Source organism: Rhizobium rhododendri (assembly GCF_007000325.2).
Taxonomy (GTDB): domain Bacteria; phylum Pseudomonadota; class Alphaproteobacteria; order Rhizobiales; family Rhizobiaceae; genus Rhizobium; species Rhizobium rhododendri.
In genome coordinates, this window is record NZ_CP117267.1 from 2,400,462 (window position 1) to 2,418,765 (window position 18,304).

The 18,304-nt window shown below is 60.5% G+C and carries 14 protein-coding genes and 2 pseudogenes; 1 reads left to right on the forward strand and 15 read right to left on the reverse strand.

The window, feature by feature from the left end; translation table 11 throughout:
- Window positions 1-83: 83 nt before the first annotated feature.
- From PR018_RS11675 to PR018_RS11735, 14 genes and pseudogenes are all read right to left on the reverse strand, one after another.
- The gene (locus PR018_RS11675; RefSeq protein ID WP_142830672.1) at window positions 84-1,115 is read right to left on the reverse strand and encodes a peptidoglycan -binding protein; all 1,032 of its coding nucleotides are present in this window, start codon (window positions 1,113-1,115) and stop codon (window positions 84-86) included.
- Window positions 1,116-1,117: 2 nt separating this feature from the next.
- Complete coding sequence (locus PR018_RS11680) at window positions 1,118-2,158, reverse strand: MotA/TolQ/ExbB proton channel family protein (protein ID WP_142830671.1); 1,041 nt, start codon at window positions 2,156-2,158, stop codon at window positions 1,118-1,120.
- A 135-nt stretch (window positions 2,159-2,293) separates the two neighbouring features.
- On the reverse strand, window positions 2,294-3,094 hold the full coding sequence (locus tag PR018_RS11685) for an inositol monophosphatase family protein (RefSeq protein ID WP_142830669.1): 801 nt from the start codon (window positions 3,092-3,094) through the stop codon (window positions 2,294-2,296).
- Window positions 3,095-3,353: 259 nt separating this feature from the next.
- Window positions 3,354-4,448 (reverse strand): protein-glutamate methylesterase/protein-glutamine glutaminase, encoded by a 1,095-nt coding sequence (locus tag PR018_RS11690; protein ID WP_142830667.1) that lies wholly within the window; start codon window positions 4,446-4,448, stop codon window positions 3,354-3,356.
- Between the two features lie 15 nt (window positions 4,449-4,463).
- On the reverse strand, window positions 4,464-5,318 hold the full coding sequence (locus PR018_RS11695) for a CheR family methyltransferase (protein WP_142830665.1): 855 nt from the start codon (window positions 5,316-5,318) through the stop codon (window positions 4,464-4,466).
- An 11-nt stretch (window positions 5,319-5,329) separates the two neighbouring features.
- The gene (locus PR018_RS11700; RefSeq protein WP_142830663.1) at window positions 5,330-5,818 is read right to left on the reverse strand and encodes a chemotaxis protein CheW; all 489 of its coding nucleotides are present in this window, start codon (window positions 5,816-5,818) and stop codon (window positions 5,330-5,332) included.
- Window positions 5,819-5,820: 2 nt separating this feature from the next.
- Window positions 5,821-7,632 (reverse strand): HAMP domain-containing methyl-accepting chemotaxis protein, encoded by a 1,812-nt coding sequence (locus PR018_RS11705; protein ID WP_142830662.1) that lies wholly within the window; start codon window positions 7,630-7,632, stop codon window positions 5,821-5,823.
- 207 nt (window positions 7,633-7,839) lie between these two features.
- Window positions 7,840-9,186: pseudogene (locus tag PR018_RS11710) on the reverse strand (methyl-accepting chemotaxis protein); the annotation flags it as partial.
- A gap of 117 nt (window positions 9,187-9,303) precedes the next feature.
- Window positions 9,304-9,885: pseudogene (locus PR018_RS28460) on the reverse strand (MCP four helix bundle domain-containing protein); the annotation flags it as partial.
- 164 nt (window positions 9,886-10,049) lie between these two features.
- Complete coding sequence (locus PR018_RS11715) at window positions 10,050-11,744, reverse strand: methyl-accepting chemotaxis protein (protein ID WP_142830658.1); 1,695 nt, start codon at window positions 11,742-11,744, stop codon at window positions 10,050-10,052.
- 38 nt (window positions 11,745-11,782) lie between these two features.
- Window positions 11,783-12,280 carry a chemotaxis protein CheW gene (locus tag PR018_RS11720; protein WP_142830656.1) on the reverse strand — a complete coding sequence of 166 codons (498 nt, stop codon included), beginning with the start codon at window positions 12,278-12,280 and terminating at the stop codon, window positions 11,783-11,785.
- Window positions 12,277-14,292 (reverse strand): chemotaxis protein CheA, encoded by a 2,016-nt coding sequence (locus PR018_RS11725; protein ID WP_142830654.1) that lies wholly within the window; start codon window positions 14,290-14,292, stop codon window positions 12,277-12,279. Before PR018_RS11725 ends, PR018_RS11720 begins: the two co-directional genes overlap by 4 nt.
- Entirely contained in the window at window positions 14,289-14,657 is a 369-nt protein-coding gene (locus PR018_RS11730; RefSeq protein WP_111222370.1) for a response regulator, read from the reverse strand. The genes PR018_RS11725 and PR018_RS11730 overlap by 4 nt, the downstream gene beginning before the upstream one ends.
- Window positions 14,654-14,983, reverse strand: a complete 330-nt coding sequence (locus tag PR018_RS11735; RefSeq protein WP_224127953.1) for a hypothetical protein — start codon at window positions 14,981-14,983, stop codon at window positions 14,654-14,656. The genes PR018_RS11730 and PR018_RS11735 overlap by 4 nt, the downstream gene beginning before the upstream one ends.
- Before the next feature lie 351 nt (window positions 14,984-15,334).
- Here PR018_RS11735 and PR018_RS11740 point away from each other — a divergent pair, with 351 nt between their 5' ends.
- Complete coding sequence (locus tag PR018_RS11740; RefSeq protein ID WP_142830652.1) at window positions 15,335-17,077, forward strand: chemotaxis protein; 1,743 nt, start codon at window positions 15,335-15,337, stop codon at window positions 17,075-17,077.
- Between the two features lie 77 nt (window positions 17,078-17,154).
- On the opposite strand, the gene PR018_RS11745 is transcribed toward PR018_RS11740, so the two are convergent.
- The gene (locus PR018_RS11745; RefSeq protein WP_142830651.1) at window positions 17,155-18,300 is read right to left on the reverse strand and encodes an SEL1-like repeat protein; all 1,146 of its coding nucleotides are present in this window, start codon (window positions 18,298-18,300) and stop codon (window positions 17,155-17,157) included.
- Window positions 18,301-18,304: the final 4 nt, after the last annotated feature.

Sequence of the window (18,304 nt, forward strand, 5' to 3'; positions counted from 1 at the left end):
AGCCTTCCCAAATCAGCAAAGCCGACGCCCGCGCGCCGGCTTTGCTTGATCATCGGGTTGGTCAGGGAACCAGATCGTGCCGATTACTTCTCGGTCAACTTGAGCTCGATGCGCCGGTTGGTGGCGCGAGCCTCCGGCGTATCCCCCGGCGCAATGGGCTGGAATTCGCCAAAACCTGCCGCTACCAGCCGGTCCGCAGGAACACCTTGCGAGATCAGGTATTTGACGACCGCGATGGCGCGGGCGGACGACAGGGCCCAGTTGTCGGCATACTTGCCGGTCCCGGACAGCGGCACATTGTCGGTATGACCGTCGACACGCAGCACCCAGTTGATCTCCGGCGGGATTTCCTTGGCGACGTCGATCAGCGCCTTTGCGAGCTTGGTCATTTCGGTCAAGCCCTGCGGGTTGAGATCTGCCCCGCCTGACGGAAACAGGACTTCCGACTGGAATACGAAGCGGTCGCCGACGATGCGGATATTGTCGCGGTCGGACAGGATTTCGCGCAGGCGCCCGAAAAAGTCCGAACGGTAGCGGTTGAGCTCCTGAACCTTCTGGGCGAGAGCGACATTCAGCCGCCGGCCGAGATCGGCAATCTTTACCTGTGAAGAATCGTCTTTGGCTTCCGATGCCTGCAGGGCCGCCTCGACCGCCGCGATCTGGTTGCGCAGCGCGGCAATCTGCTGGTTCAGCAAGTCGACCTGGCTGAGGGCACGGCTGCTCGCCTGCTTCTGGTCGTCGAGCTGCTGCGTCAGGCTGCCAATCCTCGCCTGCGAGGCCTCAGTGCTGCCGGAGCCAGCAGCCAGCAACGTCTGCAGCCGGGACTTCTCGCTTTGCGCCGAGGCCAGCGACGCCTGCAGGTTGGCAACGGAATCCTCGAGATCCTGCTTGCCGCTCTTTTCCAGCGCCAGCAGTTGCGTCAGTTCGTTGATCTGGCCGTTCAGCCGGGCAAGCACCTCGTCGCGACCGCTGAGCTGCCGGCTGAGGATGAACTGGCCGATGACGAATACCGTCAGCAAGAACATGATCGCCATCAGCAGAGTCGACAGCGCGTCGACGAAGCCGGGCCAATAGTCGATCGTCCGCTGGGTCCGGCGGTTGCGCGAGAGCGCCATGGCTACTTGCTCCCGGTCTTTTCGATACTTCCGATACGATCCGACAGCCGGTCCAGCGTCCGGCGCATCGACTTCGCTTCTTCCTGCTGCGCTTCGATCCAGTCCCGCAGCATCTGCTGCTCGTTGCGCATGTTCTTGACCAGTCCCTGGATGCCGTCGGCAAGGTTGGCCATGGCCGCGACCGATCGCTGGCCGCTGCCGCCTTCTTCAGCGATCTGGCGCATCTGTTCAGACAAGGCGCGGACATCATCCGCAGAGGCTCCATTAGTAGCGTCGGGCACGGACGACATGTCGGAACCGACATCGGTGACCGATGACAGCCAGTTTTCCAGTTCCGTGTAGAAACGGCTCTGCGCCCGCCCGGCCTGCAGGTCGAGGAAACCGAGGATCAGTGAACCGGAAAGACCGAGCAGTGAAGACGAAAACGCCGTACCCATGCCGACCAGCGGCGCGGCGAGACTTTCCTTCAGCGTGCCCAGGATGTCGCCACCCTCGGCCACATCGAGCGACTGGATGACCTTGTTGATCGATCCGATCGTGCCGATCAGGCCCCAGAAGGTGCCGAGCAGGCCGAGGAAGACCAACAGTCCGATCAGATAGCGCGATATATCCCGGGATTCGTCGAGCCGCGAGGCAATCGAATCGAGGATGGAGCGCAGTGTTGCAGTCGAAAGCGACATCGACTTGCGGCTGCCGAGAAGAGCGCGCATCGGCGCCAGCAGTTTTGGATTGAGGTCGACCTTGTCGGCATCGCCAACAACGCGGAAGGAGTTGAACCAGCGGACTTCCGGCCTGAGGGAAAGCACATGGTTGAAAACAAGGATGATGCCGACGACGAGAACGCCGAGGATCAGGCCGTTCAGGCCCGGATTGTGCATGAAGGCTTCCTGCCCCTGGCGGAACAGGATGGCGGCGATAAAGCCGACAATGATGAGAAACAGGATCATCGTCCAGAAAAAGGCCATCGGGCTCGATAGCCTGTACGCGCGGCTCTGCATCGGATCGTCAGTCGACCCAAGATCCGACAATTTCACATTTTTCATGAATACCTCAGCCACCGCAGATTTTCCGCCTGCGAAGACTAGAGCATCATTGCGCCGAATTGAAGAGTATCGGCCCACAAAACATGTGCGTTGCGGTAGGCTATCCGACTGGCCTAAGCTGCGTGTTTGCTTGGCTTAACGGGTCGGGATCGGACGCTTGACGACTTCCAACAGCGCCTTCTGGATGTACTCGTTGCCGCAGATGATCGAGCCTTTCGCAAGCATCTCGGTGCCACCGTCGAAATCGGACAGGAAGCCGCCGGCTTCGCGGATCAGCAGCACGCCGGCAGCGATATCCCAAGCGTTAAGCCCGGTTTCCCACATGCCGTCGAAGCGACCGGCAGCCACATAGGCCAGATCGAGCGCCGCAGAGCCCAGCCGGCGAACACCGGAGACTTCGCCCATGACATGGCGCAACTCGACAAGGAACTTGCCGTGGCTGCCGCGACCCAGATGCGGGACGCCGCAGGTGATGACGCAATCCGACAGCACACGGCGGCCGGCAACACGCAGGCGACGATCGTTGAGGAAGGCACCGCCGCCACGCTCGGAGGTGTAGAGTTCGTCCGTCGCCGGATTGAAGATGACGCCGGCGACGATCTCGCCGTTGCGTTCCAGGCCGATCGAAACCGCAAACAGCGGAATGCCGTGCAGGAAGTTCGTCGTACCATCGAGCGGATCGACGATCCAGCGATGGGCACCGTCGGTGCCGATGATTTCCTGGCTTTCCTCGCCGAGGAAGCCGTAGGTCGGCCGCGCCTTCATCAGCTCTTCGCGGATGATTTTTTCAGCCTTGAAATCCGCCTGCGAGACGAAATCGCCGGGGCCCTTGACGGAGACCTGCAGGTTCTGCACCTCGCCGAAATCGCGGCTCAGGGACTTGCCAGCCTTGAGGGCGGCCTGGACCATGACATTGAGAAGAGCAGAGCGAGCCATATGGCAATTCCTTGAAACACGAAAGACGCCATCCGGACCCGGATCAGGGTCCCGGCGGAGCGGGATCGGCGGCGCGATAAAGATTGGCGGCCTCAAGACCACAAAATCGTGCGCATTTCAAGGGCACAGCCGCATAGCTGCGTTGCGCCGCTCAAGGATCGTTAATTTAACGAGCCCGATCCCACCGCTTGAGACGATAGCCAAATGCGGATGTCGCCGCCGCTGGAAGCAGCGCAAGGCGGCAACCAAGAGCCTGAGCCTAGAACTTCTGCTGCGCAATCAGGATTTCGCGGGCCAGCTGGTCGAGCGGCAGGATACGGTCGACGCCGCCATGGGCGATGGCTTCCTTCGGCATGCCGAAGACCACGCAACTTGCCTCGTCCTGGGCAACCGTATAGGCGCCGGCCTGCTTCATCTCCAGCATGCCGCGCGCACCGTCGTCGCCCATGCCGGTCATGATGACCCCCATGGCATTCGAGCCGGCAGCCCGTGCGGCCGACCGAAACAGCACGTCGACCGATGGACGGTGGCGGGAGACGAGCGGCCCCGGCTTTACAGACACCGAGTAGCGGGCACCGTGGCGTTCCAGAAGCATATGCCGGTCGCCGGGCGCAATCAGCACGTGGCCGCGCAGGACCGGATCGCCGTCGACAGCTTCCTTGACCTCGACCTCGCAGAGGCCATTCAGCCGCTTTGCGAAGGCTGCCGTGAATTTCTCCGGCATGTGCTGGACGATGACCATGCCCGGCGCGTTCGCAGGCAATGCCTCGAGCAGCGCACGCAGCGCCTCCGTCCCGCCCGTCGAAGCTCCGACGCAAACGACCATCTCAGTGGTCTTTGCCATCGCCCTGCCGGTTGGCGGTGGCAGCATGACGTCGGCCGTCAGCTTTGCGGCGGGAGCGCCAGCCCGTGCGGCAACTCCCTCGGCCGCCCGCTTGCTGCCCGGAATTCGAGCATGCGACGCGGCCTTGACGACCTCGCGGATCCGCATCGCTTCTTCGGCCAGATAGTCTGCAGCGCCGATCCGGGGCTTGAGGATGATATCGACGGCGCCCGCCTCAAGCGCCTGCAGCAAGGTCTCTGAGCCCGCCTCCGTCAGCGACGAGCACATGACGACCGGGATCGGCCGCTGCAGCATCAGCTTGCGCAGAAAGGTAATGCCATCCATCCGCGGCATCTCGACATCCAGGGTGATGACATCCGGGATTTCCTCCTGGATCTTCCGTGCCGCCGCAAATGGGTCCGCAGCCACTCCCATGACTTCGATTTCGGGATCGTCGGACAGGATCGCGGTCAAGGTTTGCCGGACACTGGCGGAGTCATCGATAATCAGAACTCGAATTTTCTTTGGCATACCTTTTCCATGCATTTAGAGGCGCTGAAAGACAGTGTTTGACACCTGCTTCAAGGGCAGGTCGATGCCGGCAAGCGATTCCGAGTGGCCGATAAACAGATAGCCGCCCGGAAGCAGGCAGTCGCACAGGCGGCCGATGACATCTGCCTGGGTGGGTTTGTCGAAGTAGATGAGAACGTTGCGGCAGAAGATAATGTGCATGGGACCGCCGACACCGTAGGACTTGTCCATCAGGTTCATCCGGCCAAAACCGACATGCGACCGCAAACGCGGCGCGATGCGCACCTCCCGCCGTTGCTGCTGCTTCGAGCTCATCACATATTTCCGGCGAAGATTGGCAGGCACCGGCTCAACGAGGCTGTCGGCGTAAATCCCGATACGGGCCGCCTCCAGCACGTCGGTGCTGAGATCTGTTGCAAGCACCGAATAGTCGATACCGGGCACGCGTTCGGCAAACTCTGACAGCACCATCGCCATCGTGTAGGGCTCGGCGCCTGTCGAGCAGGCAGAACTCCACGCCCGCAGCCGCCGTTCCCCGCGTTTGACGAGATCGGGCAAGGCCACAGCTTCCATGTATTCGAAGTGCTTCGGCTCACGAAAGAAATCAGTCTTGTTGGTCGTGACCGCATCGATCAGGTGCACCGTCTCGGTTTCGAGCCCGTCGCCGTTGAACAGGAAATCGCAATAGTCGTCGAAGGAAGTGATCCCCGTTGCCCGGAGGCGCCGGCGCAGGCGGCCCTCGAGCATCGTCAGTTTCGTCGTCGGCATCTTGATGCCGCTATACTCGTAGATGAACTGGGCAAGCTTTTCGAAATTGCGCTTGCTGATGTGATCGCCGAAAGCCTGGCTTTCCTGTTGGGCCACTCTCATCCGCTGCCCACTCACGCTGCTTGGCCGGTGCGCGGGGAGAGCATCGCGGTGTCCTCGCGCGACAGCAATTGCGCTAGGTCGACGATGACGACGAAGCCGTTCTCGCGGCGGACGACGCCGGCGATGTAGTCGGAACGCCAGCGAATGCCGATATCCGGAGCCGCTTCGATCTGGTCACGCAAGAACGGCGTCACCTCGAAAACCCTGTCTGCAACGAGGCCAAGCGTCAGAGTTTTCGGACCGATTGGAATGTCGAGAACCAGCACGCGGGTATGCGGTGTCGGGATGGTCTTCGATAGACCGAGCTTCAGCCTGAGATCGATGGTGGGTACCCCCTGCCCGCGCACATCGCGCAGGCCGAGCAGGTAATCCGGACCGTTGGGGATCTTGAAAGCCTCGGCATAATCGAGAATTTCGCGAACCACTTCGACCGGCACGGCGAAGACTTCCTCGCCGAGGCTGAAGGTGACGAATTGCGATTCGAGAGGTGCTGTGGCCATGATTATGCGCTTTCCTTGAAGTCCATGTCGCCATCGTCCGGGCCGCCCATGGAGAGATCGAGTGCGTAGCCCTTCAGCCGTGCCTGCTGGCCTGCGACCGTATTGCTTGCCTTCGAGCCCGGAGCTTTGCGGGCGGAAGTGACCGGTGTCCGGGCGGTGGTCCGCACGGCAGGGGCACGGGTAGTTTTCTTGGAACCCTGGTCGACCTTGAAGAAGGCGATCGACGTCTGCAGCTCTTCGGCCTGGGCAGCCAGTTCTTCCGATGTTGCCGACATCTGCTCCGAGGCACCAGCGTTCTGCTGGGTGACCTTGTCGAGCTGCTGGATCGCTTCGTTGATCTGCGAGGCACCGATATCCTGCTCGCGGCAGGCGGCACTGATTTCCGAGATCAGCTCGGCAGTCTTGCGGATATCCGGCACCAAGCGACCGAGCATCTCACCGGCTTCAGCGGCTGCCTTCACCGTATCGCTCGACATCGAGCCGATCTCGGCAGCCGCCGACTGGCTGCGTTCGGCAAGCTTGCGGACTTCGGAGGCGACGACGGCAAAGCCCTTGCCATGTTCGCCGGCACGTGCGGCTTCGACGGCTGCATTCAGGGCCAGCAAATCGGTCTGACGAGCGATTTCCTGGACGATGCCGATCTTCTCGGCGATGGTCCGCATGGCGCTGACGGCGCGGGTAACGGCTTCGCCAGAGGCTTCCGCATCCTTGGCAGACTGACGGGCGATCTTTTCCGTCTGGGCGGCGTTGTCGGCGTTCTGCTTGATGTTCGAGGCCATTTCCTCCATCGCCGCAGAGGCTTCCTCGGCGGAGGCCGCCTGCTCTGTTGCGCCCTGGGAGACCTGCTCGGAGCTGGCCGAGAGTTCCTGGCTACCGGAAGAAACGTTATCGGAAGCGGACAGGGCATCGGCAACGACGCCACGAAGGCGGTCGACCATCTGCTCCAGTGCCATGCCGAGCGTATCCTTGTCCGACAGCGGCTTCGGCGCAACCGTAAGGTCGCCGTCCGAGATCTGCGATGCGATCGTCGCTGTGTTGCGAAGGTTCGCCGTCATCCGGCTCATCGAGGTCACCAGATCGCGGATTTCGTCGTTGCTTTTGTGTTCGATCTCCTGATCGAGATCGCCAATGCTGACGGCATCGGCAAGGCTCACCGCGCGCTTCAGGCCGCGAGAGATATTGAGCAGTATCCAGAGCGCGGAAATGGACGCCACGATGATCAGTCCGATGGTCATCGAGACCAGAAGATTGCGCGAGGTGGCATACTGGTCGTTGGTGGCCGAATCCGTTTCGGCGACGTTGCCGGTGACGGTGCTGCTCAGCTTGGACAGGACCTGCAAGAGCTGGACGGTAATCTGCTGACCTTCGCCCATCGAGATGTTACCGGCCTGGCTGTTGGATTCGGTAGTATTTTCCTTTGCGAGGACGATGACGCGATCCTGCAACGGTAGCCATTTGCCATAGAGATCAGCAAACTGGGTTATGCCATTGCGGACATCAGGGTCGGGCGATGTCGAAAGACGTTGCACCAGAGTTTTGACCAGTTCGCGCTGCTGCGTGACTTCGTCGACGTAACCATTGATCTTGGATGGATCGGTGTTGATGATAGCGTCCTTCTCCGAGCGGATAGAACGCAGGACGGCATCCGAAAGCTCTCCGGAATCTCGCAGGTTGGCAACGGGGCCTGCAACCATTTCAGAAATGTCGTTGTTGAGCGAGGACAGGTTGTAGATCGACAACCCGGCCATGGCGCAGGTGAGGAGGACAATGAAACCGAACACTAGGCTCAGTTTTAATTTGATCGTGAAACGCATGTGGAGGCTCCAAGCGGGTGGTGTTGTTCGGGACAAGCCTATGACCGGCGGCCACCAAGGCACGCCGGAGGTTGATGATTGAGTGAAGAGCTTGACATCTACTCCCGCGTCGATCGGCTCGGAGCCTTTCACGCATCCAACGGCCACATCCGTTGGCTCAGGCACGTTCGGGGCCGCGTGGACCCCGTATCGGGATAGCCTCTCGGCTTAGGCGCTTTCGCGGAAGTCTTCGTCTTCTGCGTCAGGTCCGCCCATGGACATATCCAGTGCAAAACCCTTGGCACGAGCCTGCTGCGCGGCAATGCTCTGCGAGGACTTGCCGTAGGTCGGTGCGATGGACTTTCGTGCCTGAAGAGGGGCGGAGACGATTTTCGTCGAAGCCCTCACCGGTGTCTTCTTCGAGGCCGAAGCCCGCGAGTTCGACGTCTCGACCTTGAAGAAGGCGATCGACGTCTGCAGCTCTTCGGCCTGGGCCGCGAGTTCTTCTGACGTTGCCGACATCTGCTCGGAAGCACCGGCATTCTGCTGGGTCACCTTGTCGAGTTGCTGGATCGCTTCGTTGATCTGCGAGGCACCGATATCCTGCTCGCGGCAGGCGGCACTGATTTCCGAGATCAGCTCGGCGGTCTTGCGGATATCCGGAACCAGGCGGCTCAGCATGTCGCCGGCTTCAGCGGCTGCCTTCACCGTATCGCTGGACATCGAGCCGATTTCGGCGGCAGCCGACTGGCTGCGTTCGGCAAGCTTGCGGACTTCGGAGGCGACGACTGCAAAGCCCTTGCCATGTTCGCCGGCACGGGCCGCTTCGACGGCTGCGTTCAGGGCCAGCAAATCGGTCTGACGAGCGATTTCCTGGACGATGCCGATCTTCTCGGCGATGGTCCGCATGGCGCTGACGGCGCGGGTAACGGCTTCGCCGGAGGCTTCCGCATCCTTGGCCGATTGGCGGGCGATCTTTTCGGTCTGGGCGGCGTTGTCGGCGTTCTGCTTGATGTTCGAGGCCATCTCTTCCATCGCCGCAGAGGCTTCTTCGGCAGAGGCTGCCTGTTCGGTTGCGCCCTGGGAGACCTGCTCGGAGCTGGCGGACAGTTCCTGGCTACCGGCAGACACGTTGTCTGCTGCAGAGATCGCGTCGGCAACGACGCCGCGCAGGCGTTCCACCATCTGCTGCAGCGCGATACCGAGCGTATCTCTCTCCGACAGCGGCTTTGGCGAAACAGTCAGGTCGCCTTCCGCAATCTGGCCGGCGACATCAGACGTCGTCCGCAGGTTGGTGATCATGCTCTGCATGGCAAAGCCCAGAACGTCCTTGTCGGACAACGGCTGCGCCATGACCGATAGGTCACCTTCGGCAATCTTGCTTGCCATAGCCGCTGTGCCGCGCAGGTTGACAGCCATCCGGCTCATCGAATCGACGAGATCGCGGATTTCGTCGTTGCTCTTGTGCTGGATCTCCTGGTTAAGGTCGCCAAGGCTGACGGCATCGGCAAGGTTCACCGCGCGCTTCAGGCCACGGGAGATGTTGAGCAGTATCCAGAGCGCCGAAGCCAACGCGATGACGATCAATCCGGCGGTCATCGCCACGAGCAGATTGCGCGAGCTGGCATACTGTTCGTTCGTCGCTGTATCCGTTTCAGTCACGTTGCCCGTGACGGTGTCGCTGAGCTTTGCCAGCACCTGCAGAAGCTGCACGGTGATCTGCTGGCCCTCGCCCATGGAGATGGACCCGGCCTGGCTGTTGGATTCCGTGGTATTCTGCTTGGCAAGTCCGGTGACACGATCCTGCAACTGCACCCATCTGCCATAAAGATCGGTGAACTGGGTCATGCCGTTGCGGATATCCGGATCCGGCGAGGCGGAAAGACGTTGTACCAGCGACTTGATCTGATCGCGCTGCTGCGCGATCTCGTCGATGTAGCCGCCAATCCTCGTCGGATCTGTGTTGATGATGGCATCTTTTTCCGACCGGATGGAGTGCATGACCGCATCCGAGAGTTCACCCGATTCCCGCAGGTTGGCGACGGGGCCGGCCACCATTTCAGAGATATCGCCGTTGAGCGAAGACAGATTGTAAATCGATAGGCCGGCCATCGCGCAGGTGAGCAGGACGATGAAACCGAATACGAGGCTCAGCTTTAACTTGATCGTGAAACGCATGAGGAGACTCCAAGCGGGTGGCATTGATCGGGACAAGCCTGTGACCAAAAGCCACTCAGGATCGCCAATTTTAGATCGGAGGTAAGAGCTTGACATCTACTCTCGCGTCGAACGGCTCTCGGCCCTTCGCGCATCCAACGGCCACATCCGTTGGCTAAGACATTTCAGGACAAGGTAATTTCCTGAATAAAAACGAGCGCATAAATACGTTGGCTCAGTGCGCCGGCGGCCTTAGTGGCCGCCGGTAACATTCGGTCAGATCAAGCGCTTTCGCGAAAATCGTCGTCGTGTGCATCCGGTCCGCCCATCGACAGGTCGAGTGCAAAACCCTTGGCACGGGCCTGCTGGGCGGCAACGCTGTTCGGCTTGTTGGCGACAGCAGGCCGGCGGGCATTTGCTGCGGCCATTGGCGCCTTGGCGAACGCCCGTACGGCGATCTTCTTGGCGGCCGGCTTGTGAGCGATGCTGTCGACCTTGAAGAAGGCGATGGATGCCTGCAGCTCTTCGGCCTGGGCGGCGAGTTCTTCTGACGTCGCAGACATCTGTTCCGAGGCGCCGGCATTCTGCTGGGTCACCTTGTCGAGCTGCTGGATCGCTTCGTTGATCTGCGAAGCGCCGATGTCCTGCTCGCGGCAGGCGGCACTGATTTCCGAGACCAGTTCCGCAGTCTTGCGGATATCCGGCACCAGGCGACCGAGCATTTCACCGGCTTCGGCCGCTGCCTTGACGGTATCGCTCGACATTGCGCCGATCTCGGCAGCCGCCGACTGGCTGCGTTCGGCAAGCTTGCGGACTTCGGAGGCGACGACTGCAAAACCTTTGCCATGTTCACCGGCACGTGCCGCTTCGACGGCTGCGTTCAGGGCCAGCAGGTCAGTCTGGCGGGCGATTTCCTGGACGATACCGATCTTCTCGGCAATAGTCCGCATGGCGCTGACGGCGCGGGTAACGGCTTCGCCAGAGGCTTCCGCATCCTTGGCCGACTGACGGGCGATCTTTTCAGTCTGGGCAGCATTGTCGGCGTTCTGCTTGATATTGGAAGCCATTTCTTCCATCGAAGCCGAAGCCTCTTCGGCGGAGGCAGCCTGTTCGGTGGCACCCTGCGATACCTGCTCGGAACTGGCTGAAAGTTCCTGGCTACCGGAAGAGACGTTGTCGGAAGCGGACAGCGCATCGCCGACCACGCCGCGCAGGCGTTCGATCATGACGTTGACGTTTCCGAGCATCTCGCCGATTTCGTCGCGGTTGGTGATTTCAGCGGTCTTTGTGAGGTCGCCTTCTGCAACATCGCGGACCACGGCGTTGGCACGGGCAAGACCCTTGCCGATCGTGCTTGCGATCCAGTAGGCGGTGATGGCAGCAATCAGCAGCGCCGCGCCGGCGACTGCCAGCATCATCATACGGATATGGGCATACTGAACGTCCGCATCGTCGTCCGCAAACTTCATCTTGACCTTTTCGTCCTCGAGCTTGTCGTTGAGGCTGGCTCCGATGGAGTTGGCGGCCTTGCGAGCTTCGCCGACAGAAACGGCATAGGCGCCTTCCTTGTCGCCGGCATTCAGCAGGTCGCGGATCTGGTCATCGGCGCGAACGAACATTTGCGCCATCTTCTCGGTTTCGCCCCACGCTGCGCGGCTATCCGGCGACAGGATCTTGTTGAGCGACGCAAAATCGTCTGTCAGGGCCTTGCGGGCTACATCACCGGCAGCAATCGCCGCCTTGCTGTCTTCTGCTGTACGCGCTGCCAGCAGGTTCTTCTGCTGACGGATGATCTGCAGCTGATCGATATTGATCTGCTGTGTCAGCTCAAGCCGTGCGGCCGGTCCCTCGAGGACGTCGCTGATGGTGTCGTTGAAATTGCTTAGGCTCATGATGGCGTAACCGGAGGTGCCGATCAGCATGAGTATGATAAAGGCGAAGGCCCCCACCAGTTTGGCCTTGATCGTAAATCGCATAATATTGTCCCCTATATTTGGTCTCATAGCTGCCTTGGTCAGGCAGCCAGCGCGTGATCCCGTCGCGTCGCGAAAATGGCCTGCAGGTTTGGAAGGATGATGAATTCGCCGCCTCGCTTGACGAGGCAGCTGATGTAGTCCGGCCGCCAGCGCATGCCGACGCTCGGAGGCGCTTCGCTGGAGGCTTTCGCCAGCGTGGTGACTTCATTCACCTTGTCCGTTCGCAACCCGACCAGTGTCGGTTCGTCCTGGATCGTCAGGGAGATGACGACGATGCGGCTGTCGATGGTCGCTGCTGCCGCTTCCATGCCGAAGGCAAGGCGCAGATCGGCGAGCGGAATGACTTTGCCGCGAAAGTTGATGACGCTGGCAACGAAAGGCTGGCTTCCCGGCACCGCAGTTTCCGGCAAGAGATCGAGGATTTCCTGAACCATTGCCGCCTCGAGCGCAAATGTCTCGCCGTTCAGATCGAACGTCAGGACCTCGAGTTCATCGGTGTCGTTCCAGTGATTATCGTTCTGAAGGGACTGGTTCATCCTGCTGCACGCAACTGCGCCTCCTGTTGCTGACCGGCGGCGACCAGGTGGACGACGTCGAGAATAAGCGCGACATTGCCGTCGCCGAGAATGGTGGCACCAGAGAATGTCGAGACATCCTGATGCAGCTTGGACATCGACTTGATGACCGTCTGGTGGTCGCCGATGATCTGGTCGACGACGAGACCAACCCGTTCCGTGCCGGTCGAGATGACCACCACCTTCTGATGCACATCCGGCTTGGTGCCGGTGCGGAACAGCTCGCGCAACCTGAGGAAAGGCACGAGGCTGTCTCGCAGCGAGATGAAGCTACGACCGCGCGAGCGCAGATCCTCCTCCAGCGACAGTTCGAGGCATTCCTCGACTGCTGAAAGCGGAATGACATAGCGACCGGTGCCGACCCGCACGAGCAGGCCATCGATGATCGCCAGCGTCAGCGGAATGCGCAAGGACACTTCCGAGCCCTGCCCGTCATGGCTGGTAACGTCGATGGCGCCGCGCAATGCCTCGACTGTCTTCTTGACTACATCCATCCCGACGCCACGGCCGGAAAGATTGGTGATCTGCGCCGCAGTGGAAAATCCCGGCGCGAAAATAAGCTGCAGCAGGTCGCTGTCGGACAGCACCTGGCCCGGCTGGATAAGCCCCGAGCTTTCAGCCTTGGCACGGACTCGCTGGCGATTGATGCCACGGCCGTCATCCTTGATCGAGATGATAACCTCGCCACCCGATTGCCGCGCCGACAGCGTGACTGTGCCGCCCTCGGATTTGCCGGCGGACAGGCGCTCGGCCGGCGGCTCGAGGCCGTGGTCGATCGAATTGCGCACCAGATGCACCAGCGGATCGGCGAGGCGTTCGATGACCGTCTTGTCGACTTCCGTGGTTTCGCCTTCCGTGATCAGCTCGATGACCTTGCCGGTCTCGCGGGCGAGATCATGCGTCAGGCGGCGGAAGCGGCTGAACAACGTTGCGACCGGCACCATGCGCAGTACCATCATCGTGTCGCGCAACTCGCCGGACAACCGTTCGATTTCTTCCGATACGGAGCGCAGTGCGAGATCGGAGCTGGAATTGGCCAACTGGCGCAGGCGTGACTGGGCGATCACGAGTTCACCGACGCGATCCATCAGCTCGTCGAGCCGTTCGGCCGGGACACGGACGCTTTCGGATGCCTTGGCCTGACGGGCATCGGTCGGAGCCGCGGCCGATGGCGTCTCGGCCTTGGCAGGAACGGTCTCGGCAGCGGCCGGTGCAGGTGTCGCGACAGGCAACGACACCACCACGGCAGGCTCTCCGACAACCGCGACGACCGGAGCCGGCGCTGGCGCCTCGCTGAGGGTCTCGACCTCGAGCTGCATGTCGTCCATAACGAAAATAAACACGTCGTCAATGGCGGAGCGCGGCTGGTCGGAGGTCAAGAGCACCTCCCAGGAGAGGTGCAGTTCCATCGGCACCAGCACGTCGAGTGGTGGAATTCCAGACGTATCGGCAACGATCCGGCATTCGCCGAGATCGCGCAATTCGTCCAGCAGACCGAGCGGGTTGGTGCCGTTGATCATCGCGTTATGCGGCAGGCTGAAGCGGATGCGCCAACGGTTCAATGGGTCCTTTGCAGCAGCTACGACCGGCTCTGCGGATTTGCCATCGACGGCAGCACGCAGCAGTTCCAGCAGGCGATCGCCCGCCGCCTGATGATCGCCGTTCGGCGTCTCGACCAGGGCACGCATGTGATCCTGCGCCGCCAACACCGCAGCAACCAGTTCGGCAGTTGCCGGCACTTCACCCTTGCGGACACGGTCGAAGGCCGTTTCGCAATGATGGGTGAACGCGGCCAGCGCGTCGAAGCCGAACATCGACCCGGAACCCTTCAGCGTATGTAGTCCGCGGAACACCGCGTCGATCTGCGCCTTGTCGTCGAGCCTGTGGGTAAGGTCGAGGAGGCCGCTTTCGATCTGTTCGAAAACCTCGGCAGCTTCAATGCGGAAGACGGCAACCGGATCGAGCATGTTCATCGGCCGAGTACCTTGCGGGTTATCTTGATCAGGTTTTCAGGATCGAAAGGCTTCGTCAGCCAGCCGGTGGCACCGGCAGCCTTGGCGCGGGCCTTCAGGTCGGCATCTGATTCCGTCGTCAGGAAGATGATCGGCACGCCCATGTGCTCGGGCAGCTTGCGCAGCTCCTCGATCATCGTCAGGCCGTCCATGACAGGCATGTTGAGATCGGTAATGATGAGATCGAATGCCCCACCCTTGGCCTTTGCCAGTCCGTCCGAACCATCCACCGCTTCGGTCACGGTATAGCCGGCGTTGGAAAGGGAGATCTTGGTCGTCATTCGAATGCTGGCGGAATCGTCGACCGTTAAAATGTTCGCAGTCATACTCGTACCTCTTGATGTAACCAGAATTGCGCGTCTTCCGCCGACTGGGCGTCGGTGAAACCACCGCGCTTCAATACCTTAAGCACCGACCCTGTCGCAGGAGCGGCCAGCCGCATCGTCTTGCCGGCGGCACGGGCATCCATGCGGGCAGATTCAACCAGCTGGACAAAGCTCAGATCAGCCTCGGCATCCTCGGGGATCTCAAGCGTAATTTCCGGGCTTTCCGTCAGGCGCATATGAATAATGCCATGCACTTCCGCGATATTCTTTATAACCAAAGAATTTGGAAGCTGCACAACGTCCTTATACTTACGATCCGCTGTCAAAATTGCCTCCTGAGTGGACAGATGCATAACCTCTGATAGAGGAATCTCATGACAGCCTTAACAGGCAGTAAACCCGGGTTGCACCGAAGCACAATTACAGCGAGTCCCCATGGTGCGATTTATTACCTGAAATAAATTGGGATTTAGTTTAAGGATTTCAGTAAAATTGAACAATTTCCGTTACTTATGGGATATTGCAATAAAGCTTAGTATAACTGATGAGTGATTGTTAACGATGCTTCGAGATCGATGCCGATACAACGTCTGCGAGTCACCGCAATTTACCGGAACTTTCCATCCTTGAGTCTAGTATTGAGCCAGAGAAGACGAGATTCAAGTAAAGGAAGAACAATGACAAGTGGAACAGCTCTGGCGCATCGCCCTTTACAGATGCCGGTCGCCGACGTCCGCGACACATTGGAGTCGGCCCGCAATCAGGTCGAGAAGCGCTTCCTGGACGGCGGCGCAGTGCTGGTTTCGGTGATGGAGGTCATCAACGAGCTGCTTGCATCCCTGGATCGTCTGACGAAATCACTGGACAGCGATGGCACGAGCGACACGGCGGCGGATCTGCTGCAGACCGTGACGACGCTGGTCGACCTGCCCGACCTCGAAGCCAGGCGCCAGGAGAATTTTGCAGTCCTGTCGGCGGCCGGCGCCGTGCTGAGCACCCATGTCATGGATATGCAGGAAACGATGCGCTACCTGCGGACCTTTGCCATTACCGTGAAGATTACCGGCGCCGGTATTGCCGAATTCGGCGGCTTCGCGCAGGAGATACTCGAGCGGATCCAGTCCGGCACCAACGAGGTCAACAGTTTCGCCGACCAGCTGACCACGCTGGAGCGGGACCTCAAGGTTGCGATGAATGTCGGGGCAACAACGACCAAGGACTATGGCCACACCATTCCGAAAGTCGTCGATGCTCTTGAGAAAGACGTAAAAACCATCGCCAGCCACCGCAAGGATCTTGCAGCGATTGCCGGCCAGGTCGGCGCCATCGCTCGCGGGGTCCAGGGCAAGGTCGCCTCCACCCTGTCTGCGCTGCAGATCGGCGACATCACCCGCCAGCGTATCGAACACGTACAGAGCGCCTTCACCTTTCTCGAGGAATTCCTCGAAACCGAGGAAGGCCGCGCACTCGACAACGATGCACGCTACCGCCTCGAAAATCTCATTCACCACCTGACGGCGGCGCAAATGCGCGACATGGTTGAAGACTTCCAGCGAGAATCCCGCAATGTCGTCCAGACGATCACCAGCTTCAGCCACGATACCCAGGAAATCCTGAAACTGCGCGATGACATGAAGGGCAGCGGCGAGGAAACCGGCGGCAATTTCATGCGCACGCTGGAAGACAGCGTCTCCACCGCCCTTGGCATCGTCAAGCAAGTGGAGACGGCGCGCACCCAGACAAACCGGATCAGCCAGTCCACCCTCGACACGACATCCAACCTTTTGAAAAGCATCGCCAATATCCGCGCGGTCAAGACCGACATCCATTATATGGCGTTGAATACCAACCTGCGCTGCAGCCGCATGGGCGAAGAAGGCCGCTCGATCAACGTCATCACTGCCGAACTGCGCATCTTTGCAGCCAAGCTCGATGATTCAGCAGACTCGCTCGTTACCGGCCTTTGCGATCTCGAGACTGCCGGCAATGGCGTCGCCTCGACCCATGAGGCCAACGCCCGCCGCCTCGACGAACGGCTTGGCGGCGCTGTCGGCAATATCCGCGCCGGCGCAGACGTCATGGAAAAGGAACTGGCGATCCTGTCCGAGCGTGGGCGCGAAGTGGCCACCAAGATCAGCCTGTCGCTCAGCAAGCTCGATTTTCAGAACGATCTCGGCGAGATCCTCGCCACTTGCGCCGATACGTTGAGCGATATGGCGGGCCCGCAGCAGCCCGACGTCAGCGACCTTGCCGACAGCCTCGGGCCGCTCGCAGCCCGGATCCTGAAGGTCTACACCATGGCGCAGGAACGCAATGTCCACCACGACATCGTCCCTGCTCAAAGCGGCGCCATCCTGCATGTCGTCGAAACTGCGGCCGCCGCGAACGACGAGGACTTGTTCGAAGACGCGCTTTTCTAGAGCAAGGCCCAGCTGCAAATGACGACGACGTGGGGTATCAAACGCGCGTCTCACACTGCGAGACGCCTTGAGCGCACTTAGCGCGCGCTGCGGAATTTGTTGGCCGCGTTGATCGCGGCCTTTTGCTGGTCGTCCTCGATACCGAGATAGAAATCCTCGAGTTCGGGATCCTTCAGTCCGGCACGGCGCGAAATGACGTACCATTTTGCTGCCTCGACCGCATCCTGCGGCGTTCCGAGGCCATTGATATAGAGGTGCGCCAGCTTGTTCTGCGCCACCACATTGCCGCGATAAGCCGCGACCTTCATCCACTTGAAGCCTTCTTCGAGCTCGGTCTTGCCACCGACGCCGTTGATCAGCCAGACCCCCATGTCCAGCTGCGCCGTGTCGAAGCCGGCATTCGCCGCCCGCGCCAGCCACATGCGCGCCTGTGCCTTCTTCTCCGGCGGCACGCTTTCAAGCGACATATAGAGTTGCGAAACGGCGTATTGTGCATCCGCGATGCCTTGGGCGGCAGACTTTTCGTAATAGGGCAATGCCAGCTCGAGGCCCTTTATACCAGCGTTGTCGGCAGTCAGGCTCTGTGCCCAGTTGAACTGCGCCGTCGGCTCTCCGGCATCGGCTGCTTTCTTCATCCATTGATCGGCCGACTTGCGGTCACGCGGGACATCGCGGCCTTCCATCTGCGCCAGGGCAAATTTGAACATCGCGGTAGGATTTCCGCCTTCCGCTGCCTTGCCATACCAGAAGGCGGCGTTCTTGCTGTCGCGCCGGACGCCCAGTCCCTGCGACAGCAGTTCGGCGATCAGCGTCTGTGCCGCCGGATCACCGAGTTGGGCGCGCGGCAGGGCTTTCTGGAATGCCGTGAGATAGTAGCCACGCTGAAAGGCACCATAGGCCTCGTCGACCACGCCCGTATAAGGCTTTTCCGGCGGAAGCGCCGGCAGGCCTACGCCCATGCGATCGAGAACGCCGATGCCACCCGAAGGCTTGGTTGCCTTGGGATCGGTAGGCACAGGTGCTGCCTCGCCGCCTTTCTTGAAAGGCTGCGGCTTCGGCTCGTTCGATGGTAAAATGTGCTCGGTCGGAAAAGCCCCGACATTAGGGGAATTCGAGACCCCGTCCGCAGCAGACTGCGCTCTTGCCATAGGGGGAAGAACAGCAAACCCGGTGAGGAGCGCCAGAAACAGCAAGGGCGGATGATAGCGGTGCGAGATCGACATGAAC

What these genes read in the sequence shown, in the direction of transcription:
- PR018_RS11700 (WP_142830663.1), bottom strand. Translation starts at nt 5,818, where the DNA reads ATGGCCACAGCACCTCTCGAATCGCAATTCGTCACCTTCAGCCTCGGC.
- PR018_RS11725 (WP_142830654.1), bottom strand. Translation starts at nt 14,292, where the DNA reads ATGAACATGCTCGATCCGGTTGCCGTCTTCCGCATTGAAGCTGCCGAG.
- PR018_RS11690 (WP_142830667.1), bottom strand. Translation starts at nt 4,448, where the DNA reads ATGCCAAAGAAAATTCGAGTTCTGATTATCGATGACTCCGCCAGTGTC.
- PR018_RS11685 (WP_142830669.1), bottom strand. Translation starts at nt 3,094, where the DNA reads ATGGCTCGCTCTGCTCTTCTCAATGTCATGGTCCAGGCCGCCCTCAAG.
- PR018_RS11740 (WP_142830652.1), top strand. Translation starts at nt 15,335, where the DNA reads ATGACAAGTGGAACAGCTCTGGCGCATCGCCCTTTACAGATGCCGGTC.
- PR018_RS11680 (WP_142830671.1), bottom strand. Translation starts at nt 2,158, where the DNA reads ATGAAAAATGTGAAATTGTCGGATCTTGGGTCGACTGACGATCCGATG.
- PR018_RS11730 (WP_111222370.1), bottom strand. Translation starts at nt 14,657, where the DNA reads ATGACTGCGAACATTTTAACGGTCGACGATTCCGCCAGCATTCGAATG.
- PR018_RS11705 (WP_142830662.1), bottom strand. Translation starts at nt 7,632, where the DNA reads ATGCGTTTCACGATCAAATTAAAACTGAGCCTAGTGTTCGGTTTCATT.
- PR018_RS11745 (WP_142830651.1), bottom strand. Translation starts at nt 18,300, where the DNA reads ATGTCGATCTCGCACCGCTATCATCCGCCCTTGCTGTTTCTGGCGCTC.
- PR018_RS11720 (WP_142830656.1), bottom strand. Translation starts at nt 12,280, where the DNA reads ATGAACCAGTCCCTTCAGAACGATAATCACTGGAACGACACCGATGAA.
- PR018_RS11675 (WP_142830672.1), bottom strand. Translation starts at nt 1,115, where the DNA reads ATGGCGCTCTCGCGCAACCGCCGGACCCAGCGGACGATCGACTATTGG.
- PR018_RS11715 (WP_142830658.1), bottom strand. Translation starts at nt 11,744, where the DNA reads ATGCGATTTACGATCAAGGCCAAACTGGTGGGGGCCTTCGCCTTTATC.
- PR018_RS11695 (WP_142830665.1), bottom strand. Translation starts at nt 5,318, where the DNA reads ATGAGAGTGGCCCAACAGGAAAGCCAGGCTTTCGGCGATCACATCAGC.